The organism is Micromonospora sp. AP08, from assembly GCF_008085935.1.
Taxonomy (GTDB): domain Bacteria; phylum Actinomycetota; class Actinomycetes; order Mycobacteriales; family Micromonosporaceae; genus Micromonospora; species Micromonospora chersina.
This window is the reverse complement of the sequence record NZ_VSEZ01000016.1, coordinates 82,114-106,323: the sequence shown is the minus strand read 5'-3', so window position 1 is coordinate 106,323 and position 24,210 is coordinate 82,114. Positions and strand designations below refer to the sequence as shown.

Below are 24,210 nucleotides of genomic sequence, written 5' to 3'. Positions count from 1 at the left end.
GTCCGTTGATCAGTTCCGCGTCCGAGCACCTCGTTGAGTCCTCGAAGGGATGGCACATGACAGCGCACCTCTCCCGCAGATCGCTGCTGGGTCTGGCCGGCGCCGGCGCCGGCGCGCTCCTGCTCGGCGCCTGCGGCGATGACAAGGCCGACGATCCGAACGCGCCGCAGACCATCAACTGGTGGCACATCCAGAACACCGAGCCGATGCTGCCGGTCTGGGCGGCCATGGCCAAGGAGTACGAGGCCGCGCACAGCAACGTCAAGGTCACCGTCCAGCCGCTGGAGAACGAGGCGTTCAAGGCGAAGCTCACCACCGCCACACAGGCGGGCTCGCCGCCGGACCTGTTCCAGTCGTGGGGCGGGGGCGTGCTCAAGCAGCAGGTCGACGCGGGCCTGGTCAAGGACCTCACCGACGACGTGAAGCCCTGGATCGGCAACCTGCTGCCGGCGTCGGTGCAGCCGTTCACCATCGACGGCAAGATCTACGGTGTCCCGTTCGACATCGGCATGGTCGGCTTCTGGTACAACAAGGACCTCTTCGCCAAGGCGGGCGTCACCGCCGCGCCGAAGACCTGGGCCGAGCTGCTGACGGCGGTCGGCCGGATCAAGGCCGCCGGTGTCGTCCCGATCGCGCTGGCCGGCAAGGAGAAGTGGCCCGGTCACTACTACTGGGCGTACCTGGCCATGCGCATCGGCGGCCTCGGGGCGTTGCAGCAGGCCGCGAAGGACCACAACTTCGACACCCCGGACTTCGTCGCGGCCGGCCAGCGCCTGAAGGAACTGGTCGACCTCAAGCCGTTCCAGAAGGGCTTCCTCGGCGCCGGATACGGCACGCCGGACGGGCAGGCCGCCACGATGGGCAACGGCGGCGCGGCCATGGAGCTGATGGGCCAGTGGGCCCCGGCCGTGGAGGCATCCTCCTCCACGAGCAAGAAGGGGCTGGGCGACAAGCTCGGCTTCTTCCCGTTCCCGGCCGTCGACGGCGGCAAGGGCTCGGTGGCCGAGGCGTTCGGCGGCGGCAACGGCTTCGCGGTGGGCAAGGACGCCCCCGCGGCGACCGTCGACTTCCTGAAGATGCTGCTGGAGGTCGGCAACCAGCGCAAGGCCGCCGCGACCGGCGCCGTGCTGCCCACGGTCAAGGACGCGGTCGACGGGATCAAGGACGCCAACAACAAGACCGTGGCGGAGACCCTGGCGAGCGCGACCGGGTTCCAGCTCTACCTGGACCAGGCGTACCCGCCGGCGGTCGGCCAGCAGGTCAACGACAGCGTGGCCGAGCTGATCGCCGGCTCGAAGACGCCGGAGCAGATCGTCAAGGACATCTCCACGGTGGCGAAGAGCCAGTAGCGATGTCCCACCACCCCGAAGCCGCCGCCGACAACCGAGTGGAGCAGGCACGATGACTCCGTCGACGATGCCCGGCCTGCGACCCGCCGATCCGGCGACCGAGCTCCCGGCGGGCCCGGCGACCACGCACCCGCGTGGCCGCCGGGCCCGGCCACGGATCGGCCGCCTGAGCACCATCGCCCTCTTCCTGGCCCCGGCGCTGGTGCTGTTCCTGCTGCTGGTGGTCGCACCGATCCTGGTCGCCAGCTACGCCAGCGTGTTCAAGTGGAACGGCTTCGGCCTGCCGGAGAACAACGTCGGGCTGGAGAACTTCACCCGCGCCTTCGGCGATCCCACCTTCCGGGGCGACCTCTGGCGGGCCTTCCTGCTGATCGTCCTGTCGCTGGTCATCCAGCTGCCGGTGTCGCTGGGCCTGGCCATGCTGCTCAACCAGCGGCTGTCCGGCCGCCGCGCCTACCGGCTGGTCTTCTTCGCGCCGTACGTGCTCTCCGAGGTCACCACCGGCGTGCTGTTCACGCTGGTGTTCTCTCCGAGCCGGGGCCTCGGCGAGGGCCTGGCCCGGTGGCTCGGCGCGGACGCCGGCGCCATCTTCGCGGACCCGGACACGGTGCTGCTCGCCCTGTTCCTGGTGATCTCCTGGAAGTACTTCGGCTTCCACATGGTCCTGTACCTGGCCGGCCGGCAGGGCATCCCCCGGGAGCTGACCGAGGCCGCGGCCACCGACGGGGCCGGTGCCTGGCAGGTGTTCCGGCACGTCACGCTGCCACTGCTGGGCCCCACCATCCGGATCAGCATCTTCCTGTCGGTGATCGGCACCATCCAGCTCTTCGACATGGTCTGGGTGCTCACCGGCGGCGGCCCGATCCACTCGTCCGAGACCATGGCCGTGACCATGTACCAGTACGGCTTCCGCCGGTTCGAGGTCGGCTACGCCAGCGCGATCAGCATGGTCATGTTCATCCTGAGCCTCGTCTTCGCGCTGTTCTACCAGCGGTACGTGCTGCGGCGGGACACCGAGGGCGCGATCACCACCAGGGGAGTCCAGGGATGACCACCACCAGGCCGAAGCCCGGCGAGCGGACCCGTTCCCTCGTCCTGCACCTGATCTCCGTCGCGGTGGGCGCGCTCATCGTGGTGCCCATCGGGTTCGGGGTGCTCGGCGGGTTCAAGGACAACGGCCAGCTGTCGAGCAACCCGCTCGGCTGGCCCGACCCGTGGGTGCCGGAGAACTACACCGGCATCCTGGCCTCCGGCGTGTTCTGGCGGCAGCTCGGCAACAGCACGCTGATCGCCCTGGCCACCACGTTCGTCGTGGTCGGCGCCGCAGCGATGGCCGCCTTCGTGTTCGCCCGGTTCTCCTTCCGGGGCCGGGAGTTCCTGTTCACCCTCTTCGCGGTGGGACTGATGTTCCCGTTCGCGGTGGCCATCCTGCCGCTGTTCATCCTGCTGCGGACCATGGGCCTGCTGGACAACCCGCTCGGCGTCATCCTGCCGCAGGCCGCGTTCGGGCTGCCGGTCACCATCATCATCCTGCGGCAGTTCTTCCGCACCATCCCCGCCGAGGTCGAGGAGGCCGCGACGCTCGACGGGTGCAGCCCGTTCGGGTTCTTCTGGCGGGTGCTGCTGCCGATGGCCCGCCCGGCGCTGGCCACCGTCTCGGTGCTGGCGATCGTGGCGAGCTGGAACAACTTCATGCTGCCGCTGGTGGTCTTCACCGACCAGAGCTGGTGGACGTTGCCCGTCGGGGTGCAGGCCTTCCAGGGGCAGTACTCCGACGACACCGCGCGGGTGCTCGCGTACGTGGTGCTCTCCATGGTGCCGGCGCTGGGCTTCTACGCGGTGGCCGAGCGTCAGCTCATCGGGGGCCTGGCGGGCAGCGTCAAGGGCTGAGCGGGCCCGGGTGCCCGGGCGACGACGAAAGGGCGGGCCGTGGTCTCCGACGACAGCCGGAAAGTCACCATCGCGACGATCGCGCGCATGGCCGGGGTGTCCGTGCCGACCGTGTCGCGCGTCGTCAACGGTCGCTCCGACGTGGCCGCGCAGACCCGGGAGCGCGTCGAGGAACTGCTCGCCCGGCACGGCTACCGGCGCCGCCCGCCCAGCATGCGGGCCAGTTCCGGGCTGGTCGACCTGGTCTTCAACGACCTCGACAGCCCCTGGGCCGTGGAGATCATCCGCGGTGTCGAGGACGTCGCGCACGCCGCCGGCATCGGCACGGTCGTCTCCGCCATCCACCGGCGCACCTCGGCGGCCAAGCAGTGGCTGGACAACCTGCGTACCCGCTCGACCGAGGGGGTCATCTTCGTGACCTCCACCCTGGAGCCGCCGCTGCAGGCCGAGCTGCGCCGGCTCAACATCCCCGTCGTCATCGTCGACCCGGCCGGGGTGCCGCCGCAGGAGGCGCCGACCATCGGCGCCACGAACTGGGCGGGCAGCCTGCGGGCCACCGAGTACCTGCTCGGCCTCGGCCACCGCCGGATCGGCTTCATCGCCGGCCTGCCGCAACTGATGTGCAGCCGGGCCCGCCTCGACGGCTACCGGACGGCGCTGGAGTCGGCCGGCGTGCCCGTCGACGACCGGCTCATCTATCCCGGCAACTTCTACCACGAGGCCGGGTTCGCCGGCGGCAGCCACCTGCTGCGACTGTCGGAGCCGCCGACCGCGATCTTCGCCGCCAGCGACCAGATGGCGCTCGGTGTCTACGAGGCGGTCCGGCAGCGGGGCCTGCGGGTGCCCGACGACATCAGCGTCGTCGGCTTCGACGACCTGCCCGAGGTCCGCTGGTGCTCCCCGCCGCTGACCACCGTGCGGCAGCCGCTGGCCGAGATGGGGCTGCTCGCCGCCCGGACGGTGCTGCGGCTGGCCCACGGCGAGCGCATCGAGAGCCCGCGCATCGAACTCGCCACCGAGCTGGTCGTCCGCGACAGCGCCGCCCGGGCCGCCTGAAACCGCCCGCGCCCCAGGTGGCGGAGGACGACCGGGACCTGTCCGGTAACACCGCCGGCGCGCGGCCGAAACTTTCGGAGCTAGACTGAGGTCAGGCCGCCGGAAGCCTCACCGGCACGGCTGCGCGCGGGCGACGCGCCTCTCGTCGCGACCGGACCTCCAGGGAGCTGCTGTGACGGTGAACAACACCCCCCGGGTCACCATCGCCACGATCGCCGACCTGGCGGGTGTCTCGGTGCCGACGGTGTCGCGGGTCATCAACGGCCGCTCCGACGTCGCCGTGCAGACCCGGGAACGGGTCGAGGAACTGCTCAACCGGCACGGCTACCGCCGCCGGGTGGTCGCCGCCCGTCCCACCTCGGGCCTTGTCGACCTGGTCTTCAACGACCTCGACAGCCCCTGGGCCGTCGAGATCATCCGTGGTGTCGAGGACGTCGCCCACGAGGCGGGCATCGGCACGGTCGTCTCGGCCATCCACCGGCGCGCCTCCTCCGCCCGGCAGTGGCTGGACAGCCTGCGTGGGCGCTCCACCGAGGGCGTCATCTTCGTCAACTCGATGGTGGAGCCGTCGTTGCAGGGTGGGCTGCGCCGCCTCAACATCCCCCTGGTCCTCGTCGACGCCGACGGCATCCCCCAGCAGGACGCCTGCACCATCGGCGCCACCAACTGGGCCGGCGGGCTCAGCGCCACCGAATACCTGATCGGCCTCGGTCACCGGCGGATCGGGTTCATCTCCGGCCCGCCGCGGCTCATGTGCAGCCGGGCCCGGATGGACGGCTACCGCGCCGCCCTGGAGTCGGCCGGCCTGCCCGTCGACGACAGCCTCGTCCAGCAGGGCGACTTCTACCACGAGTCCGGGTTCGCCTGCGCCACCCGGCTGCTCGCGCTGCCCGAGCCGCCGACCGCGATCTTCGCGGCGTGCGACCAGATGGCGCTGGGGGTCTACGAGGCGGTCCGGCAGCGGGGCCTCCGGGTGCCCGACGACGTCAGCGTCGTCGGCTTCGACGACCTGCCCGAGGTCCGCTGGTGCTCCCCGCCGCTGACCACCGTGCGGCAGCCGCTGGCGGAGATGGGCATGCTCGCGGCCCGCACCGTGCTGCGGCTGGCCAAGGGTGAGGACGTGGAGAGCCGGCGGGTCGAACTGGCCACCGAACTCGTCGTCCGGGACAGCGCCACGCCGCCCCGGGAACGGTAGGCGCCGACCTCACGGGATGCGGCGGCCCCGCGCGTCCGGCACCCCGGACTTGCGGAAGAAGTACGCGTTGACCTGGTCCCGCCACTCCTCGGCGCAGCGCACCTGCTCGTCCAGCCGCTCGCGTACCCGGGCGTGCAGCCCTGGGTCGAGCAGCCCGTCGAGCCGGTCCCACCGCCGGCGCAGGGCGGCCACCTCCTCGGCCCCGGCGAAGTGGGTGTCGTAGATGTGCTGGATGACGGTCGAGCCGTCGTGCAGCACGTGCCCGTACGGCACGTGGTGGAAGAAGAGCAGCAGGTCGTCGGGGCACCGGTCGAGGGACTCGTAGACGTCGCGCCACGGCTGTGGGTACTGCCCGGTGAAACCGGTGCCCGAGGCGCGGGTGCGGTCGACGCCCACGCCGTCCCGGTCGGCGAAGTGGTAGGCGCCCCACGGCGAGTACTCGTACCCGTCCACGTCGGGTCCGTAGTGGTGGCCCGGGCGGACCATGAAGCCCACGCCCAGCGGCGCGGTGTACCGCTCGTAGGTGCGCCACGATCCGTCCATCATCTCGTGCAGGGTCCGCCGCACCAGGTCGTGGCCGCCGGCCGGGCCCGGCGGGAAGGTCAACCCGATCCACTCGTCGAGCACCGCCGCCGGGCCCAGCCCGGGGTCCCAGGCCAGGCGGCCGAAGGCGTACAGGTTGGCCTGGGCGAGCGGGTGCCCGGTCCAGAAGGGGTCGTCGCCGACGTTGGAGACGCCGACGAGCCCGCCGCCCTCGCCCACGTCGCCGGCCGCCAGAGCGGCGACGGTGCGGTGGTCGCCCCACGGGGCGAACCCGAGCACCTCGCTCCACCACGGGGCCAGATAGCACACGTGCCGCTGCTGGCCCGTGTACTCCTGGGTCACCTGCACCTCCACCGCCAGCCTGGTGGCCGGCATGGCCGCGAGCACCGGGGAGACCGGTTCCCGCGCCTGGAAGTCCATGGGGCCGTGCTTCACCTGGAGGACCACGTTGGCCCGGAACCGGCCGTCGAGCGGGGCGAAGTGGTCGAAGGCGGCGCGTGCCCGGTCCGTCGACCGGTCCCGCCAGTCCTGCCGGTGGTCGTAGACGAAGGCCCGCCAGTGCACCACCCCCCGGAACGGCTCCAGCGCCTCCGCGAGCAGGTTCGCGCCGTCGGCGTGGCTCCGCCCGTACGTGAACGGGCCCGGCTGCCCCTCGGAGTCCGCCTTCACCACGTAGCCGCCGAGGTCCGGGACGCGGTCGTACACCTGCCGGGTGGTCGCGGCCCACCAGGCCCGCACCTCGGTGTCGAGCGGATCGGCGGTCGGCAGGCCGCCGAGCACGACGGGCGCGGCGAAGGTGACCGACAGGTGGACCCGGATCCCGTACGGCCGCAGGACGTCCGCGATCGCCGCGACGTCGCCGAGGCGGTCGGTCAGCAGCCGGGCCTCCGTGGCGTGGACGTTGACGTTGTTGACCGACACCGCGTTGACGCCGCACGCCGCCAGCAGCCGCCCGTAGTCCGGTACCCGGGCCAGGTCGCCGCGCGGGGAGCCGTCGCGCCAGAAGATCGACCCGCCGGCGTAGCCGCGTTCGACCTGCCCCGTGACCCGGTGCACGTCGACGTTGTCCCAGTGGTCCAGCATCCGCAGCCGCATGGCCGGCCGGTGCCGCTCCTGCCCCCGGGCGGCCCCGAACGCCGACTCGCCGAGCCGGATCACGTGGAACAGGCCGTGGAGCAGCCCCGGGGGCTCCTCGGCCAGCACCACCGTCACGTCGCCGGTCCGGGCCAGGGCGAAGCCCTCGGCGCCGAGCGCCCCGGCCCCGTAGCGCCGCCGGCACTCCCCGGCCACCTCCGCCGCCGGGGCGGGCAGGGGAGCGGCGGTGGACAGCGCGAGCACCAGGTTGACGCCGCCGGTCCGGTGCTCCGGGGCCGCGTCCACCGGTCCGGACCCGGGCTGCCACGCCACCGTGCCGCCGTACCGGGCGCACGCCCGCGCCAGCTCGTGCCGCACCGTCCCGACCAGCGTCCCGGCGCCGCACACCAGGGCGCGCCGCGAGCCGACGGCGCGGAACGCCTCCGGGGGCAGCCACGCCGGGTGGACGTCGACGAGCCTGGGGCCGCTCACCCGTCCTCCCATAGTTCGGCGTTGGAAGTCTCGGAAAATCCCGATACGTGATGTGGGGAATCTAGGCACCGTTGATCGGCGCGTCAAGCGAGCGTGGGACGAGCATATCCACGTGGCGTGGCACCTGCTGACATTGGCGTCCGTGAGCCGGCCCCCGCATTGGCGTTGCCCGCTGAGCGCTCGGAACTTGTGATAGCGTACGCCGAAATTTTCGGAAGTGATGTGCCCCGCTGCGCCGTCCCGCGCCGGTCGACCTGAGGGAGGACCTGCCGTGAAGATCGCCGCCCGGGGGAGGCCGCCAGGGCTAGTCGGGGCGGGCCGAGCTGTCCCGCACCACGAGTTCGGTGGCCAGCTCCACGCGGGGGGACTCGATCTCCTCGCCCTGGGCCAGGCGCAGCACGGTGCGGGCGGCGAGCCGGCCCATCTCCGCCAGCGGTTGCCGGACGGTGGTCAGCGGCGGGGACGCCCAGCGGGCCTCGGGCAGGTCGTCGAAGCCCACGATGCTGATGTCGTCGGCGACCCGGAGCCCGCGGCGGCGGACGGCCTCGTAGACGCCGAAGGCCATCTGGTCGCTGGCGGCGAAGATGGCGGTGGGCGGGTCGTCGAGGTCGAGCAGCGCGGCGCCGGCGGCGAAGCCGGAGGCGTGGTAGAAGTCGCCGGGCTGCACGAGCCGGTCGTCCAGTGGCACCCCGGCGTGCTCCAGGGCCGCCCGGTAGCCGTCGAGCCGGGCCCGGCTGCACAGCAGACGCGTCGGGCCGGTCACGAAACCGATCCGGCGGTGCCCGAGGCCGAGCAGGTGCTCGGTTGCCGCGAGACCGCCGGACCAGTTGGTGGCGCCGATCGTCGGCACGCCGGTCGCGGGCGCGCCGGCCGGGTCGACCACCACCACGGGCACGTTGAGCCGGCGCAGCTGCGCGTGCACCGGCTGGCTGAGGTGCGAGGTCACCACGATGACCCCGTCCGAGGCCCGGGCCCGCAGGTTCTGCAACCACTGCCGCGTCGAGCTCGACTCGCTGTGGATCGCCGATACCACGGTGCCCACCCCGGCCGCGTGCCCGACGTCCTCCACCCCACGGATGATCTCCAACGCCCACGGGCTGTCCAGGTCGGGAAAGACCAGGTCGAGCAGGGCCGCGCGCTGCACGGCGCGGGTGCCGCGCCGCCGGTAGCCGTGGTGGCGCAGCAGCTCCTCGACCCGTTCCCGGGTGCCCGGAGCCACGTCCGAACGGCCGTTGAGCACGCGCGACACCGTGGGCACCGAGACCCCGGCCTCCCGCGCGATCACGGTGATGGTCACCCTGCGCTCGTCGTCCGCGTTCACCCGCGTCTCCTTCACCCGGCCGGCTCCGAGCCATCTTGCCCCACCGCCCGAGGGTTGACGACAGCCCCGACCGGCCCTCATGTCCCGAGGAGTTGAGGAAGCGCCGTGTACACCGACCTGCCCGAGGCCGAGCTGCGCGCCCACCGCAGCGCCCTGCGCGAACCGGACGACTTCGACGCGTTCTGGGCCGACACCCTCGCCGAGGCCCGCGCGTGCGACGGCGACCTCGCCGTGACCCCGCTGGACACCCCGCTGACCGGCCTGGACGTGTTCGACGTGGCGTTCCCCGGCTTCGCCGGCCAGTCGGTCCGGGCCTGGCTGCGCGTGCCGCGCGGCGTCACCGGGCGGCTGCCCACGATCGTGCAGTACGTCGGCTACGGCGGCGGGCGGGGCCACCCGCTGGAGAACCTGCTCTGGGCCGCCGCCGGCTTCGCGCACCTTCAGATGGACACCCGCGGCCAGGGCTCCGGCTGGAGCCGGGGCGACACCCCCGACCTGGCCGGGGCCGGTCCGCAGGCGCCCGGCATGGCCACCCGGGGCATCGAGGACCCGCGCCGGTACTACTACCGGCGCTTCCTCACCGACGCGGTCCGGGCCGTCGACGCGGCCCGCCGGCTGCCCGCCGTCGACCCGGGCCGGGTGGCGGTGCTCGGTCACAGCCAGGGCGGCGGTGCCGCGCTGGCCGCCGCCGCCCTGGTGCCGGGCCTGCGGGCCGCCGTGGCGTACGTGCCGTTCCTGTGCGACATCCCGCGCGCGGTGACGGTCACCGACGCCCACCCGTACCGGGAGATCCGGGACTACCTGGCGGTGCACCGGGACCGGGAGGAGGCCGTGCTGCGCACCCTCGGCTACGTCGACGGGGTCGCCTTCGCCCGGCGGGCGGGCGTGCCGGCGCGCTTCTCCGTCGCGCTGATGGACGAGATCGTGCCCCCGTCCACGGTCTTCGCCGCGGTCAACGCCTACCGGGGGCCGGTCGAGCTGGCCGTGTGGCGGTACAACGGCCACGAGGCGGGCGGCATCGACGACGACGCGGCGGCGCTCGACTTCCTCCGTGCCGCCCTGGACGGCTGACCTGCTCGGAAAGTTTCGGAACCCGGTCGGTGACACCGACTCCTCGATGCCTCGGAAGTCCACCGGAGCGCTCGGCACACCGACGGCTGAGCGTCCTCTCTGAACAGGGATGGCGGCGGCTTGTCCGCGACCGTGGGTCTTCCGCACGACTTCCGGAAATTGTTGACAACCCGCAGCGGTGCGATCGATGCTGGCGCTGACGGGACCTATCCACTTCCGTCGATGCGAACCGCGCCGGGTCGTACCGCTGCTGGCCTCCGCCAGCCTTCACGAGGAGGAAGCACGTAGATGAACGACGCCCCCGTCCGCGCGAGGATCCCCAGACGCGGACGCCTCAGGATGCTCATCGGCGGCGCCTGCGCCGTCGCCCTGGTCACGGCCGGCACCACGGCCCTCCTGCCCAGCCCGGCCCACGCCGAGACCGTGACGACGAACTCGACCGGAACCAACAACGGCTACTTCTATTCCTTCTGGAAGGACAGTGGCAACGTCTCCATGAACATGGGTAGCGGCGGCCAGTACAGCACCCAGTGGAGCAACGTCAACAACTTCGTCGCCGGCAAGGGCTGGAATCCCGGCGCCCGCCGGACGGTGACCTACTCGGGCACCTTCAGCCCGTCCGGCAACGCGTACCTGACCCTCTACGGGTGGACGAGGAACCCGCTCGTCGAGTACTACATCGTCGACAGCTGGGGCACCTACCGGCCGCCGGGCGGCCAGGGGTACATGGGCACCGTCACCAGCGACGGCGGCACCTACGACATCTACCGGACCCAGCGGGTCAACGCGCCCTCCATCGAGGGCACCCGGACCTTCTACCAGTACTGGAGCGTCCGGCAGTCGAAGCGGGTGGGCGGCACCATCACCGCCGGCAACCACTTCGACGCGTGGGCCCGCTACGGGATGAACCTGGGCAGCCACGACTACCAGATCCTGGCCACCGAGGGCTACCAGAGCAGCGGAAGCTCCAACATCACGGTGGGCGGCGCCGCGCCCGGCCCCACCACCCCACCGCCCTCCGGGGGCTGCACGGTCAGCGTCAGCCGCGCCGAGGAGTGGAGCGACCGGTTCAACGTGACCTTCTCGGTCAGCGGCACCAGCAACTGGGTGGTGACCATCCGCACCAACGGCGGGCAGACCCTGCAGAACAGCTGGAACGCCTCGATCAGCGGCACCAGCGGCACGCTCACGGCCCGCCCCAACGGCAACGGGAACAATTTCGGCATCACGCTCTACAAGAACGGCAACAACACGACGCCCACCGCGAGTTGCGCGACGGGCTGACCTGACACGTGGGTGGGGTGCCGTCGGTGGGCCGGCACCCCATCCGCCCTCCGCCGTCACCGCGCCGCCGGCGTCCGGCCCCCGCTACGGTGGGGAGCGTTCTGGACCGCGACGGCCGCCGGCCTGCGGGTCAGCGGGAGAGGTACGCCTTGATGCTGGCCGGGACGCGCCCCGCCGCGCCCTCCACCGCGGTCCGCGCCGCACCGGTGACCGGCACCAGCGTGCTCTGCTGCGGTGGCAGGACGATCAGGTCGCCGACCGGCACCACCTGCCTGGCCTGCTGCCGCTCGTCTCCCTCGGGCTCGGTCCAGACGATGTAGACCAGTCGGACACTCATCGGCTCGCTGTCGTCGTTACGCAGCGACACGGCGGTGAACCGGCTGTTGCGGTCGAGCGCCCGGCCGGAGTCGTCCATCGGCGTGACCACCGGCTCGACATCGACGACCGGGGCGTCGACCACCTCCGCGGTGCGCACGGACACGGTCACGTCCGCGGCCAACTGCGCTTGCTCGCCGCTGAAGACCAGCACGTCGACGCCACCGCCCGGCGGGACGACCAGGCGCCCGCGGTCGCTGCCGTACACCGTGGTGACCTTCACCGCCGGTAGCGGGCTCCCGGAGGCGTCGAGCGCGGTGAACTCCAGTGTCGGGGCGAGCAGCCGGGTGCCGTCGTTGTAGATGGTGAGGAGCTGGTTCATGTACCCGTCGCCGGTGGTGGGCGCGAACTCGAACCGCAGCAGGGAGGCGGCGCCGGGACGGGCGACGAGGCCGCAGCCGGCGAGCAGCAGCGTGACCACGAGCCCGGCGACCACCCAGAGCGACTTCGGTGCCCCGGGGGCGCGGTGGCGGGAACGGGTCGCGGTCGAGAAGAGGAGCGGCACCGGCGAAGGATACGGCCGAAGGCGTCGGGCCGTTGCCCCCGGTGGGCTCCGCCGGCAGCCGTCGCGGCGGCGACATCCGCGCTCCGTGGTGCAGGCCACACGGCCGCGCTGTCACGAGAACCGGGGCGCCGGCATCTCCATGGTCGACCGGAGACCGACAACCCTCAAGGAGATGTTCGTGAACCTCGCGCTGTGGCTCGTCACCGGACTGCTGGCCGCCATCCTCCTGGGGAGCACCAGCAAGATGTTCGTGCCCAGGGAGAAGATCGCCTCGGTGGGTCGCGCCGCGGAATGGGTCCTGGACTTCAGCCCCGGCGCACTCAGGGCCATCGGAGCCCTCGAACTCCTGGCCGCCGCGGGCCTGATCCTGCCCGCCGTGGTCGACATCGCCCCGGTTCTGGTGCCGGTGACCGCCACGTGTGTGGCGGTGCTGTTCGCCGGCGCGGCGACCATGCGTCTCCGCCGTGGCGAGCGGGTGACGATCGTGCCCGACCTGGTCTATCTCGCCATGGCCGTCTTCGTGGCGTGGGGCCGCTTCGGCCCGGAGTCCTTCACCGGCTGACCCCGCCGGCCTCGACAGCCGTCGGGGTCGGCGAGCCGCTCGCGCGACCCGCCGACCCCGACACGTACGTCCGGAAACGGTTACTGCTTGCCGCCGCCGGCCCGGAACGCCACCCAGGCGTCACTCATCCGGTCCGCCTGCCCGGCGGTGAACATGTTCATGCAGGAGTCCTGCGTGTAGTCCATGAAGTTGTGGATCGGGTCGAGCCCGGGCGCCGTGCAGGTGTCCGCACCCACCGGGCAGTTGAACTGCGGCGCCGCCTCGCGCGGGGTGTCCGCGACGTAGTCGCCGGAGGCGGAGCACCCGTGCGCGAAGGTGTGCTCCAGCATGAGCCAGTGCCCGACCTCGTGCGTCAGGGTGTCACCCAGGGCGTACTTGCCCGCCGTGCCGCCCGGCATCGACTCGTCGAGCATCACGACGCCGTCGATGTAGTCCCGGCCGTTGTTGTAGCCCTTCGGGAAGTACGCCCAGCCGAGGAGCCCGCCGCCGATGTTGGCCGCGTACACGTTCAGGGTGCGGGCGTCACCGGTGTACAGCGCCTGCTTCATGTCCCGCTCGTTCTTGCCGGGCACGACGGTGTACCAGTCGCTGTTCACCGTCCACGTCGTGTCGACGAGCGAGAACCGGAACGGCGTGTCGGCGGCGTCCGCCGCCGTGCGACCCGCGAACGAGTCGTTGAGCACGGTCATCTGCGCCGCGATCAGGGAGTTCCACCGGGTCGTCTCCGCCGTGGTGAGCGGGTGGTCGGAGACCATGTGGAAGACCGTGGGGATGGTGACGCTGCCGTTGGCCAGCCGCGGCGAGTCCTTGATCACGCCGTAGGCGTTCGCCTCGTTCTTGGAGTACAGCTCCGGCTCCTGTGCGGTGGCACCCTCAGCCACGCGCGCCGCGCTGTTCCCCGCGGCGCCCGGCTCACACGCCGCCGCGCCCGCCGAGGCGGTGAAGGACGGCGCCGTGCCGGCCGCCGCCGACGCTCCGCCGGCCGCCAGGAAGGTCGCCGCGGTGGCGGTCAGGACCGCGAGTTGGAAGGTTGGTCTTCTGTGCATCCTTGCACCTTTCACGCCGGGATTGGAGTCACCGAGCGGCGGGGACGGGGTCGCCGTGCGCAGGTCGGTGACATCGTCGTCCCGGTATGAGAACACGTCGTTGACCCGAGCAACAGGACCCGACAGGGCAACCTTTGCCCGGCAGGTGACACGGCCGCTGTCGGCATGGGAACCTACCCGTCGGTAACGTTCCCGGCGGAAGGCGGCGACATGGCGGACATGACGGACGAGCTGGTTCCCGACTGGGCGGGGGCGGCGGCGCTCGACCCGGCCGTCGTCCGCCGCGCCTGGCGGGTGACCGAACCCCTGCACGCGATGATCTACTTCGTGCCGGAGGCGCACGAGCGGTACGCGGCCCTCGGCCTCGCGGAACCGGCCGGCTACTTCGCCTCCCGCGCGGCCGCCCTGGGACCGGTCGGCCCGGCCCCGGTGGCCGCCACCTTCTTCAACTTCAACCCCGCCCTCGTGGCCCGGGTGCTGCCCGCCGCCTGGGAGCGGGCCATGCCGGCCGCCGTGCTGGCCGCCCGGCTGGCGGCCGCCGACGCGGCCCTGACCCGGGCGCTCGGCGACCTGGTGCACGGCCCGGAGATGGCCGAGGCCGCCGAGCTGGCCCGCCGCGCCGCCGAGTCCGCCGCCGCGTACCCCGAGGGGCGGCCGCTGTCCGCCGCCCACGCCGCGCTGCCCTGGCCGGAGCGGCCCCACCTGGTCCTCTGGCAGGCCCAGACGGTGCTGCGGGAGTTCCGCGGCGACGGGCACGTCGCCGCGCTGGTGCTGGCGGGCCTGAGCGGGTTGGAGGCGCTGGTGCTGCACGCCGCGTCCGGCGAGGTGTCGGTCCGCTTCCTGCGGCGCACGCGGGGCTGGAGCGGCGAGCAGTGGGCGGACGCGGTCGAGCGGCTGCGCGGGCGCGGGTTGGTCGAGGGCGACGAGCCGACCCTGACCGCCGGCGGGCGGGCGCAGCGCGCGTGGCTGGAGGCCGCCACCGACCGGCTCGCCACGCCCGCGTACGCGGTGCTCGGCGCCGAGGGGTGCGCCCGCCTCGCCGAGCTGACCCGGCCGATGAGCCGGGCCGTGGTCGACGCCGGGCTGCTCAACCTCGACAACGCCGCCCCGCGCCCGCGGTAGGTGGTGGCGGCGCGAGGCCGGCAGGGCGCGCGAGGTGCCGTTCCAGCGCGCCCGCCGGCATCGCCGCGCTCATGACTCGCGCGCCGCCAGGCCGGCCATCTTCACCGCGGTGAACACGGCGGCGGCCAGCGCGACGTCGGAGAGCAGCATGAGGCCGATGGCGTAGGAGCCCTGCGATCCGTAGACCCAGCCCATCACCAGCGGCGGGACGAATCCGCCGAGGCCGCCGGCGGCGCCGACCAGACCCGTGACGGCACCCACCTGGTCGGCGGGGGCGACCTTGCCGACGAGGGCGAACACCGCGCCGCTGGCCGCGCCCAGCAGCACCGCCATCCCGAGCAACGCGACGGTACCCACCGGCATCAGGGTGGGCTGGAACGCCTGGACCACCGCGAAGGCCGCCACCCCGCCGAAGCACCACACCAGCACCGGCACCGGGTGCAGCCGGTCGGAGAGCCAGCCGCCCAGCGGTCGGGCGGCCACGGCGAGGACCACGAACCCGGCGGTACGCAGCGCGCCGTCCCCGGCGTCGAGGCCGTAGGCGGTGCGCAGGTAGGCGGGCAGGTACACGCTGAACGCCACGAACCCGCCGAAGCCCACCGCGTACAGGAAGCACAGCTGCCAGGTGACCGTGAGCCGCCCGACCGTGCTGAGGCGCTGCCAGGCCGACCCGGTCGGCCGGGCCCGCCCCGGCACGTCACGCAGCAGCAGGAACGACAGGATCGCGTAGCCGGCGAGGATCGCCGCGACGAGCAGGAACGGCGTCCGCGCGCCGTAGGTGTCGGCGAGCCGGACCGTGGTGAAGTTGGCGATCGCCGTGCCGCCCATGCCGACGCCGAACACACCGATGGCGAAGCCGCGCCGTGCCGGCGGGTACCAGCCGGACACCAGGGGCACCCCGACGGCGAAGGCGGTCCCTCCGATGCCGAGGAAGAACCCCGTGATGATCAGCGCGGGGTAGGAGGAGACCACGCTCAGGGTCAGCACCGGCACGATCGTGGCGAGCGTGACCAGCGGGAACACCACGCGCGCTCCGTACCGGTCGGTGAGGGCGCCGACCGGGACGCGCCCCAGCGAACCGACCACCACCGGCACGGCCACCAGCAGGGACTGCGCCGCGAAGCTCAGGTCGAGGCGCTCCTTGATGCCCGGGCCGAGCGGACCCAGCAGGGCCCACGCCCAGAAGTTGACCAGGAAGCCGAGCGTCGCCAGGGCGAGTTGGAGCGTCGCCTGCGAGCTGCCCGGGGTGGACGTGCCGGCGCGGGCCGCACCGGGCGCCGGCGTGGTGGCGGATGCTGCGCTGTCACGGGCGATACTCATCGCTGCCCTCCGTGGGTCGTCGTGCTGGTCAGCGGCGTGAGCGGCTGCGGTCGCCGCGCGGGGTGGGTAGCCGCGGCGGGCCCTCCCAGCCGGGCCGGGTCGGCCGCAGGCCGGGCCGGTCGTCGCGGCTGCGATAGACCACGTACGGGCGGGTGGCGTAGCCGACCGGGGCGCTGAAGGCGTGGACGAGCCGGGTGAACGGCCAGAACGCGAAGAGCGCGAAGGCGGCCAGGATGTGGATCTGGAAGCCGACCGGCACGTCCGCCATGACCTCCGGGTCCGGGCTGAGATAGAACAGCGACCGGAACCACGGGGACACGGTCTCCCGGTAGTCGTAGCCGTCGCCGACCACGTTGGCCCGCACCGTGGCCAGCAACCCCAGCACGATGACCCCGGCGAGCACCACGTACATCGCCTTGTCGTTGCGGGTGGTGGCGGCGAAGACCGGCCCGGTCAGCCGCCGCCGGGCGATCAGGATGCCCAGCCCGATCAGCGTGCAGAGGCCGGCCACGGTGCCGACGAACACGGCCGTCAGGTGGTAGGCGTGCTCGGTGACGCCGACCGCCTCGGTCCAGGACTTGGGCACCAGCAGGCCACCGACGTGACCGACCAGCACCATCAGCACCCCGAAGTGGAACAGCGGGCTACCCCACCGCAGGACGGCACTCTCGTAGAGCTGGGACGAGCGGGTGGTCCAGCCGAACTTGTCGTACCGGTAGCGCCAGATCAGGCCACCGACCAGGACAGCCAGGGCCAGGTACGGGTACACGACCCACAGCAGGGTGTTCATCGACGGCCTCCCGGTGTGGTGTCGACGAGTCCGAACGGTTCCAGGCCGACCTGCTCCACCGGCGGGCCGGTGCGCGCCAGCCGGGCGGCGGCGGCGAGGTCCGCGGGCTGGGCCGGCGGCAGCATCTCGCGTACGGCGGCCGCGGCGTGCCGGTAGACCGACCTCTCCCGCCCCAGCGCCTCGACCAGGAGGTCCAGGCCGACGCGGTTGTCCCGCAGCAGTCGCCACCCACCGTCGTCGGCGGCGGCCAGGTCGAGCACGGCGGGGAGGAAGTCGGGCAGCTCGCCGCCGACGACGGCGAGCCCGGCCCGCCGGTAGGCGCCGGAGAAGCCGACGAGCGCCTCGCCGCGCCGACGGGTGTCGCCGCAGGTGTAGTACGTGAGGTGCAGGCAGCAGCGGCGGCGGAAGTCGAACAGCTCCACGTACGCGGCCCGCAGCTCGACGGGCGCGGTCGCCTCCCGGTGGGCGACCACCTCGCGCAGCGGGGCGGCCACCTCGGCCGGCAGGCCGTCGAGGGCGGCGCGCACGGTCGGCAGCGCGGCGAGCACCTCGTCGTCGGGATAGCGCAGCAGCAGGGACGCCGCGCGGGCGGCCACCCGCCGCCAGGTCGGCTGGCTCACCGGTCACCTCCGTCGGCGTGGTCGGACCCGGGGCGACGGGGTGGGAAGAGCCCTCTCGGGGTGCCCTTGCCGTCCCAGTTGAGCAGGTTGACCCGGCGCGGCTCGTCGCCGGGATCGGTGAAGCCCTCGGCGGTCTGCCGGTCGCGCAGCATGTGGAAGGTCTCCACCTGCAGCGGCACGGGCGTGCCGGAGGACTCCCCGAACGGACCCTGGCCGTACGGGCCGCCGCCGCCCATTCCGGGGCCGCCCTCGTAGTCGAGGCTGCACTCGGTGGCGAGCCGCTCCAGCCGGTGGGCGTCCTCGGCGTGCGCGGCGGGGATGACGTAGCGCTGCTCGTACTTGGCGATGGCGAGCAGCCGGTACATCTCGTCCATCTCGTCGCCGGTCATGCCGACGGCGGCGGCGATGGACTCGTCGCGGGCCTCGCCCAGGTTGATCCGGCGCTGGTAGGCGCGCATCGCGGCGAGGCGGTTCAACACCCCGCGCACCGGCTCCGGGTCGCCCGCCGTGAACAGCTCGGCGAGGTACTCCACCGGGATGCGCAGCGCGTCGATGGCGCCGAAGAGGTTGCCGGCCTCCTCCGCGTCGTGGCCGGTCTCGCGGAGCACGTCGGCCACCGGCGACAGCGGCGGGATGTACCAGACCATCGGCATGGTCCGGTACTCCGGGTGCAGGGGGAGCGCCACCTCGTACCGCATGACCAGGTCCCAGACCGGCGAGCGCTGGGCCCCGTCGATCCAGTCGTCGGGGATGCCCGCCTCGCGTGCCGCGGCGACCACCTGCGGGTCGTGCGGGTCGAGGAAGACCGACCGCTGCGCGTCGTAGAGGTCGTGCTCGTCCTCGACGGCGGCGGCCTCGGCGACCCGGTCGGCGTCGTAGAGCATCAGGCCGAGGTAGCGCAGCCGGCCGACGCAGGTCTCGGAGCAGATGGTCGGCTGACCGATCTCGATGCGCGGGAAGCAGAACGTGCACTTCTCCGCCTTGCCGGTGCGGTGGTTGAAGTACACCTTCTTGTACGGGCAGCCGGTGACGCACATCCGCCAGCCGCGGCAGCGGTCCTGGTCGACCAGCACGATGCCGTCCTCGGCCCGCTTGTAGATCGCCCCGGACGGGCAGGAGGCCGCGCACGACGGGTTGAGGCAGTGCTCGCAGATGCGCGGCAGGAAGAACATGAACGTCTTCTCGAACTCCTGCTTCACCTGGTCGGAGACCTTCGCGAGCACCGGGTCGCCGGCGGCGATCTCGTTGCCGCCGGCGAGCGAGTCGTCCCAGTTGGCACTCCAGGTGATCTTCGTGTCCTGGCCGGTGAGCAGCGACTTCGGCCGGGCCACCGGGATGTCGTCGCCGGCCGGCGCGGTGAGCAGGTGCTCGTAGTCGTACGTCCAGGGCTCGTAGTAGTCCTGCATGGACGGCAGCTTCGGGTTGGCGAAGATGCTGAACAGCTTCTTCACCCGGCCGCCGGAACGGGGCTTGAGCCGGCCGGAGCGCGTCCGCGTCCAGCCGCCCTGCCACCGGTCCTGGTCCTCGTACGTGCGGGGGTAGCCCTGCCCGGGGCGGGTCTCCACGTTGTTGAACCAGACGTACTCGACGCCGGACCGGTTCGTCCACGCCTGCTTGCAGGTGACCGAGCAGGTGTGGCAGCCGATGCACTTGTCGAGGTTCATGACCATCGCGACCTGCGCCATGACCCGCATCAGTACTGCACCTCCTGGGAGCGGCGGCGGATCACGGTGACCTCGTCGCGCTGGTTGCCGGTGGGGCCGAGGTAGTTGAACGCGAAGGACAGCTGCGCGTACCCGCCGATCAGGTGGGTGGGCTTGACCAGCAGCCGGGTGAGCGAGTTGTGGATGCCGCCGCGCCGGCCGTTGACCTCGGCCTTGGGCACGTCGATCACCCGCTCCTGGGCGTGGTACATGTACACCGTGCCCTCGGGCATCTTGTGCGTCACCACCGCCCGGCAGACCACCACGCCGTTGCGGTTGACCGCCTCGATCCAGTCGTTGTCCCGTACGCCGATCTTCGCCGCGTCGGCCTCGCTCATCCACATCGTCGGCCCGCCGCGGGACAGCGTCAGCATGATCAGGTTGTCCTGGTACTCGGAGTGGATGGACCACTTCGAGTGCGGGGTGAGGTACCGCACGGTGATCTCCAACTCCCCGTTGCGGCCCAGCCTCGGCTCGCCGAAGAGCCGGTGCATGTCCAGCGGCGGGCGGAAGATCGGCAGGGCCTCGCCGGCCTCGTGCATCCAGTCGTGGTCGAGGAAGAAGTGCTGCCGGCCGGTCAACGTGTGCCAGGGCTTGAGCCGCTCCGTGTTGATGGTGAACGGCGAGTAGCGGCGGCCGCCGTGCTCGCTGCCCGACCACTCCGGACTGGTGATCACCGGCACCGGGCGGGCCTGGGTGTCGGCGAAGGTGATCTGCTTGCCCTCGTGCTCGGCGGCCAGGTCGGCCAGGCGTACGCCGGTGCGCTTCTCCACGTCGTGGAAGCCGGCGGTGGCCACCCGGCCGTTGGTGGTGCCGGAGAGGGCGAGGATCGCCTCGCAGGCGTGCACGTCGGTGGCCAGCGACGGCCGCCCGGCGGCCGTGCCGCCGCGCACCTCGCCGTTCCTGCCGCGCAGGTACGCCACCTCGGGGCGGACGTCGACCGCCACCCCCTTGCCGGTGGTGCCCAGGGAGTCCATCAGCGGCCCGAGGGCGGCCATCCGGTCGGCGACCGCCCCGTAGTCGCGCTCCACCACCACCAGCTTCGGCATGGTGCGGCCGGGCACCGGCGGCTCACCGGTCACCGCCCAGTCGCGCACCCGGCCGTGCGGGGTGGCCATGGCGTCCGGCGTGTCGTGCAGCAGCGGCGCCGCGACCAGGTCCTTGCGTACGCCCAGGTGCGTGGCGGCCAGCGCGGAGAACGCCTTCGCGATGCCGTGGAACGCCTGGAAGTCGGTCCGGGTCTGCCACGGCGGGTTGATGGCCGGGGTGAACGCGTGCACGAACGGGTGCATGTCCGTGCTGCTCAGGTCGTGCTTCTCGTACCAGGTGGCGGCGGGCAGCACGATGTCGGAGAAGAGCGTCGTGGAGGTCATCCGGAAGTCGAGGCTCAGCAGCAGGTCGAGCTTGCCCTCGGGGGCCTCGTCCCGCCAGGTCACGTCCTTCGGCCGCAGCTCCTCCGGCGCCTCCGACGCGCGCAGGTTGGCGGCCGTGCCGAGCAGGTGGCGCAGGAAGTACTCGTTGCCTTTGGCCGACGAGCCGAGCAGGTTGGCCCGCCACACGGTGAGCACCCGCGGCCAGTTCTCCGGCGCGTCCGGGTCGGTGCAGGCGAAACGCACCCGCCCCGCCCCGACCTGCTCGGCCACCCAGCCGGCCGGGTCGTCCGGCCGGGCCGCCAGGGCCTCGTCGGCCAGGTCCAGCGGGCTGCGGTCGAAGGTCGGCATGGACGGCATCCAGCCCGAGCGGGCGGACTGGGCCAGCAGGTCCATGGTGTGCTTCCCGGCGAAGGCGCCCGTGCCGGTCGGCGAGGCCACCACGTCCGCCGAGTACGTGTCGTAGCGCCACTGGTCGGTGTGCACGTACCAGAAGGCGGTGCCGATCATCTGCCGTGGCGGGCGCACCCAGTCCAGCCCGAACGCGAGCTGCTGCCAGCCGGTCACCGGCCGGCACTTCTCCTGCCCCACGTAGTGCGCCCAGCCACCACCGTTGACGCCCTGGCAGCCGGTGAGCGTCACCAGCGCCAGGATCGCCCGGTAGGTGGCGTCGGAGTGGAACCAGTGGTTCGTGCCGGCGCCGAGCAGGATCATCGACCGGCCGCCGGAGCGCTCGGCGTTGTCGGCGAACTCCCGGGCCACCCGCGCCACCTGCGCGGCGGGCACCCCGGTGAGCGGCTCCTGCCACGCCGGCGTGTACGGCGCCGCGACGTCGTCGTAGCCGGCCGGCCACTGGCCGGGCAGCCCGTCCCGGGCCACCCCGTACTGGGCCAGCAGCAGGTCGAACACGCTGGTCACCAGCTGACCGTCCACCGTGCGGGTCGGCACGCCACGGCGCAGCACCTGCGGGGTGTCGGTGTCGAAGCGGGGCAGCTCCACCTCGACCGCCGCGCCGGCGCCGAGGCAGGTCAGGGCCGGCTCCAGGTCGCCGAGGTCGAGGTTCCACTGGCCGTCCTGCTCGCCCCACCGGTGCCCGAGGCTGCCGCGCGGCACGGCCGGGGCGTCGGTGGCCGAATCCCAGAGCACCGTCTTGAAGGCGGACTCCCGGCCGGTGTCGCCGAGGTCCGCCGCGGTGAGGAACCTGCCCGGCCGGTACGCGCCGTCCGCGCCCGGCTCCAGGGTCACCAGGAACGGCAGGTCGGTGAAGCGGCGCACGTAGTCCACGAACCGCGGGGTGCGCCGGTCGACGAAGAACTCCTTGAGCACGACGTGGCCCATCGCCATGGCGAGGGCGCCGTCGGTGCCGGGCTGGGCGGGCATCCACTCGTCGGCGAACTTCACGTTGTCGGCGAAGTCGGGGCTGACGACCACGACCTTCTGCCCGCGGTAGCGCGCCTCGGCCATCCAGTGCGCGTCCGGCGTACGGGTCACCGGGACGTTGGAGCCCCACATGACGAGGTAGGAGGCGTCCCACCAGTCGCCGGACTCGGGGACGTCGGTCTGGTCCCCGAACACCTGCGGGGAGGCCACGGGCAGGTCGGCGTACCAGTCGTAGAAGGACAGCATCGACCCGCCGAGCAGCGACACGAACCGCGCGCCGACGGCGTGCGACACCATCGACATGGCCGGGATGGGGGAGAAGCCGGCGATCCGGTCCGGGCCGTACGCGCCGATCGTGTGCACGTGGGCGGCGGCGATCATCTCCTGCGCCTCGTCCCAGGTGATCCGCACCAGACCGCCCTTGCCGCGCGCCTTCTGGTAGCGGCGGCGGCGTTCCGGGTCGGCCTGGATGTCCGCCCACGCGGCCACCGGGTCACCGAGGCGGCCCTTGGCCTCCCGGTACATCTCCACCAGCACGCCCCGCGCGTACGGGTAACGCACCCGGGTGGGGGAGTAGGTGTACCAGGAGAACGCGGCGCCCCGGGGACAGCCGCGCGGCTCGTACTCCGGCCGGTCCGGCCCGACGCTCGGGTAGTCGGTCTGCTGCTGCTCCCAGGTGATGATGCCGTCCTTGACGTACACCTTCCAGGAGCACGAGCCCGTGCAGTTGACCCCGTGCGTGGAACGCACGACCTTGTCGTAGGACCAGCGGTCCCGGTAGAAGGCGTCCGCCTCCCGGCCGCCGATCTGGTGCAGCGTCCGGCCGTCGGCGGACACCTCGGCCCGGCGCACCAGGCCGCCCACCGCCAGCAGCGCCCGCTCCGCACTCTCGGTCGCTCGCGACATACGCCTCATTCCTTCGATAGCTTCTGTCGTGCTGCGTCGCGGCCATCCTGCCGGCGGGATACCTCCCTCGAACCGGGCCGAAGGTCCCGAGATCATCGGTAGGACCGCATCCGCCGCCCCGGGAGGTTCACCGGGCGGCGTCGGCGGCCGGGGTGATCCGGTCCCAGGCCGGGATCGGCAGCGCGATCACCGCGGCGGGGAACAGGCCGTGTTCCTCGTTGTCCACGTGCCGGTGCAGCCGGTCGAGGGCGGCCAGCACCGGCGGCCAGTCCGGGGCGGTCCGGTCGACGGCGCCGAGCACGCCGTGGATGTCGTCGTGTTCGGCGGCGTCCGTGATCGCCTCGTGCTCGGCGGAGAGCCGGCCGATCAGGGGAAACTGCCGACAGCCGCAGTAGTTGCACACGGCTCCTCCTCAGTTGGTGACGGTTCCAGCCTGCGGCCGGGTAACCGCCACGGGCAGAGCCGAACGGCCCGGCGGGGCAGCGGGCGGCGGGTTTTGCGGTCAAACGACGTTGTAACGTTGGAACCGTGGAAACCCCGAGAACCGGGCCGACCGGCGAGACCATCGACCTCCACCGCCATCGCGCGCTGGGCACCGCGAGCCGGGCCTCGATCCTGGAGATCGTGCGCACCGCGGGCGCCGGCGCCACCATCGCCGACGTGGTCGAGCGGACCGGGCTGCACCCGTCGACCGCCCGCGCCCACCTCGACCGGCTGGTCGACGCCGGGCTGCTGGCCAAGGCGCGGGCCAGCGGCGGGCAGCCCGGCCGGCCGGCGTGGCGCTACCGGGCGGCCACGACGGAGGCTCCCGCCCCGGCGCCGTACCGGGCGCTCGCCGCCGCGCTGCTGGACCACCTGTCCCGCCGCGACCACGGCGACGCGCGGGCGGAGGCCACCCGCGCCGGCCACCAGTGGGGACGCCACCTGGCCGCCGCCACGCCCCCCGGCGGGAAGCCGGTCGACACCCTGCTCGACGTGCTGCGCGGGCTGGGCTTCAACCCCCGCCGGCACGAGACGGCCGACGGGACGATCGAGGTGCGCCTGCACACCTGCCCGTTCCTGGAACTGGTCAACCGCAATCCCGACGCGATCTGCGCGCTGCACGTCGGCGTGGTCCGCGGCGTGCTCGACCAGGCCGGCGCCCCGCCGACCGGCGCGGTGCTGGAGCCGTTCGGCGCGCCCGACGCCTGCGTGGTCCGGCTGACCCTGCCGGCCACCGCCGACGTACCGGCCTGA

General features: G+C 72.7%; 20 protein-coding genes. 10 read left to right on the top strand and 10 right to left on the bottom strand.

The features are described from left to right. Window positions 1–56 precede the first annotated feature (56 nt). From FXF50_RS23855 to FXF50_RS23835, 5 genes are all read left to right on the top strand, one after another. The gene (locus tag FXF50_RS23855; RefSeq protein ID WP_148431102.1) at window positions 57–1,349 is read left to right on the top strand and encodes an extracellular solute-binding protein; all 1,293 of its coding nucleotides are present in this window, start codon (window positions 57–59) and stop codon (window positions 1,347–1,349) included. Between the two features lie 52 nt (window positions 1,350–1,401). Continuing rightward, complete coding sequence (locus FXF50_RS23850; RefSeq protein WP_148431101.1) at window positions 1,402–2,400, top strand: carbohydrate ABC transporter permease; 999 nt, start codon at window positions 1,402–1,404, stop codon at window positions 2,398–2,400. Next, window positions 2,397–3,239, top strand: a complete 843-nt coding sequence (locus FXF50_RS23845; protein WP_148431100.1) for a carbohydrate ABC transporter permease — start codon at window positions 2,397–2,399, stop codon at window positions 3,237–3,239. Before FXF50_RS23850 ends, FXF50_RS23845 begins: the two co-directional genes overlap by 4 nt. A gap of 39 nt (window positions 3,240–3,278) precedes the next feature. After that, complete coding sequence (locus FXF50_RS23840; RefSeq protein WP_148431099.1) at window positions 3,279–4,295, top strand: LacI family DNA-binding transcriptional regulator; 1,017 nt, start codon at window positions 3,279–3,281, stop codon at window positions 4,293–4,295. A 172-nt stretch (window positions 4,296–4,467) separates the two neighbouring features. Continuing rightward, window positions 4,468–5,490: a LacI family DNA-binding transcriptional regulator gene (locus FXF50_RS23835; RefSeq protein ID WP_148431098.1), complete on the top strand. Its 1,023-nt coding sequence runs from the start codon at window positions 4,468–4,470 to the stop codon at window positions 5,488–5,490. Between the two features lie 9 nt (window positions 5,491–5,499). Here FXF50_RS23835 and FXF50_RS23830 read toward each other — a convergent pair whose 3' ends face one another. Both FXF50_RS23830 and FXF50_RS23825 read right to left on the bottom strand, forming a co-directional pair. Continuing rightward, window positions 5,500–7,599, bottom strand: coding sequence for an alpha-glucuronidase (locus FXF50_RS23830; protein WP_255510167.1), 2,100 nt, complete (start codon window positions 7,597–7,599; stop codon window positions 5,500–5,502). 304 nt (window positions 7,600–7,903) lie between these two features. Further along, window positions 7,904–8,920: a LacI family DNA-binding transcriptional regulator gene (locus tag FXF50_RS23825; RefSeq protein WP_148431096.1), complete on the bottom strand. Its 1,017-nt coding sequence runs from the start codon at window positions 8,918–8,920 to the stop codon at window positions 7,904–7,906. 105 nt (window positions 8,921–9,025) lie between these two features. On the opposite strand from FXF50_RS23825, the gene FXF50_RS23820 reads away from it, so the two are divergent. Both FXF50_RS23820 and FXF50_RS23815 read left to right on the top strand, forming a co-directional pair. Next, on the top strand, window positions 9,026–9,991 hold the full coding sequence (locus FXF50_RS23820; protein ID WP_148431095.1) for an acetylxylan esterase: 966 nt from the start codon (window positions 9,026–9,028) through the stop codon (window positions 9,989–9,991). Window positions 9,992–10,279: 288 nt separating this feature from the next. Further along, window positions 10,280–11,275, top strand: coding sequence for a glycoside hydrolase family 11 protein (locus FXF50_RS23815; protein ID WP_148431094.1), 996 nt, complete (start codon window positions 10,280–10,282; stop codon window positions 11,273–11,275). 130 nt (window positions 11,276–11,405) lie between these two features. On the opposite strand, the gene FXF50_RS23810 is transcribed toward FXF50_RS23815, so the two are convergent. Next, window positions 11,406–12,155 carry a hypothetical protein gene (locus FXF50_RS23810; RefSeq protein WP_148431093.1) on the bottom strand — a complete coding sequence of 250 codons (750 nt, stop codon included), beginning with the start codon at window positions 12,153–12,155 and terminating at the stop codon, window positions 11,406–11,408. A gap of 178 nt (window positions 12,156–12,333) precedes the next feature. On the opposite strand from FXF50_RS23810, the gene FXF50_RS23805 reads away from it, so the two are divergent. Continuing rightward, on the top strand, window positions 12,334–12,717 hold the full coding sequence (locus tag FXF50_RS23805; RefSeq protein ID WP_148431092.1) for a DoxX family protein: 384 nt from the start codon (window positions 12,334–12,336) through the stop codon (window positions 12,715–12,717). An 80-nt stretch (window positions 12,718–12,797) separates the two neighbouring features. On the opposite strand, the gene FXF50_RS23800 is transcribed toward FXF50_RS23805, so the two are convergent. Next, entirely contained in the window at window positions 12,798–13,763 is a 966-nt protein-coding gene (locus FXF50_RS23800) for a zinc metalloprotease (protein WP_148431091.1), read from the bottom strand. A 210-nt stretch (window positions 13,764–13,973) separates the two neighbouring features. On the opposite strand from FXF50_RS23800, the gene FXF50_RS23795 reads away from it, so the two are divergent. Then, on the top strand, window positions 13,974–14,885 hold the full coding sequence (locus tag FXF50_RS23795) for a hypothetical protein (protein WP_255510166.1): 912 nt from the start codon (window positions 13,974–13,976) through the stop codon (window positions 14,883–14,885). Between the two features lie 69 nt (window positions 14,886–14,954). Here the strand turns inward: FXF50_RS23795 and FXF50_RS23790 are convergent, their stop codons facing one another. The 6 genes from FXF50_RS23790 to FXF50_RS23765 form a co-directional block, all read right to left on the bottom strand. Then, window positions 14,955–16,205 carry a nitrate/nitrite transporter gene (locus tag FXF50_RS23790; protein WP_148431090.1) on the bottom strand — a complete coding sequence of 417 codons (1,251 nt, stop codon included), beginning with the start codon at window positions 16,203–16,205 and terminating at the stop codon, window positions 14,955–14,957. A gap of 28 nt (window positions 16,206–16,233) precedes the next feature. Further along, complete coding sequence (gene narI, locus FXF50_RS23785; protein ID WP_148431089.1) at window positions 16,234–16,995, bottom strand: respiratory nitrate reductase subunit gamma; 762 nt, start codon at window positions 16,993–16,995, stop codon at window positions 16,234–16,236. Continuing rightward, window positions 16,992–17,615 (bottom strand): nitrate reductase molybdenum cofactor assembly chaperone, encoded by a 624-nt coding sequence (narJ, locus tag FXF50_RS23780; protein ID WP_148431088.1) that lies wholly within the window; start codon window positions 17,613–17,615, stop codon window positions 16,992–16,994. Before narJ ends, narI begins: the two co-directional genes overlap by 4 nt. After that, a complete protein-coding gene (gene narH, locus FXF50_RS23775) occupies window positions 17,612–19,309 on the bottom strand; it encodes a nitrate reductase subunit beta (RefSeq protein ID WP_148431087.1) in 1,698 nt (565 codons plus the stop codon). The genes narJ and narH overlap by 4 nt, the downstream gene beginning before the upstream one ends. After that, window positions 19,309–22,974 carry a nitrate reductase subunit alpha gene (locus tag FXF50_RS23770; RefSeq protein ID WP_148431086.1) on the bottom strand — a complete coding sequence of 1,222 codons (3,666 nt, stop codon included), beginning with the start codon at window positions 22,972–22,974 and terminating at the stop codon, window positions 19,309–19,311. Before FXF50_RS23770 ends, narH begins: the two co-directional genes overlap by 1 nt. A 127-nt stretch (window positions 22,975–23,101) precedes the next feature. After that, window positions 23,102–23,377 (bottom strand): hemerythrin domain-containing protein, encoded by a 276-nt coding sequence (locus FXF50_RS23765; RefSeq protein WP_148431085.1) that lies wholly within the window; start codon window positions 23,375–23,377, stop codon window positions 23,102–23,104. A 125-nt stretch (window positions 23,378–23,502) separates the two neighbouring features. Between FXF50_RS23765 and FXF50_RS23760 the strand changes: the two genes are divergently transcribed. Then, window positions 23,503–24,210, top strand: coding sequence for a metalloregulator ArsR/SmtB family transcription factor (locus tag FXF50_RS23760; RefSeq protein WP_148431084.1), 708 nt, complete (start codon window positions 23,503–23,505; stop codon window positions 24,208–24,210).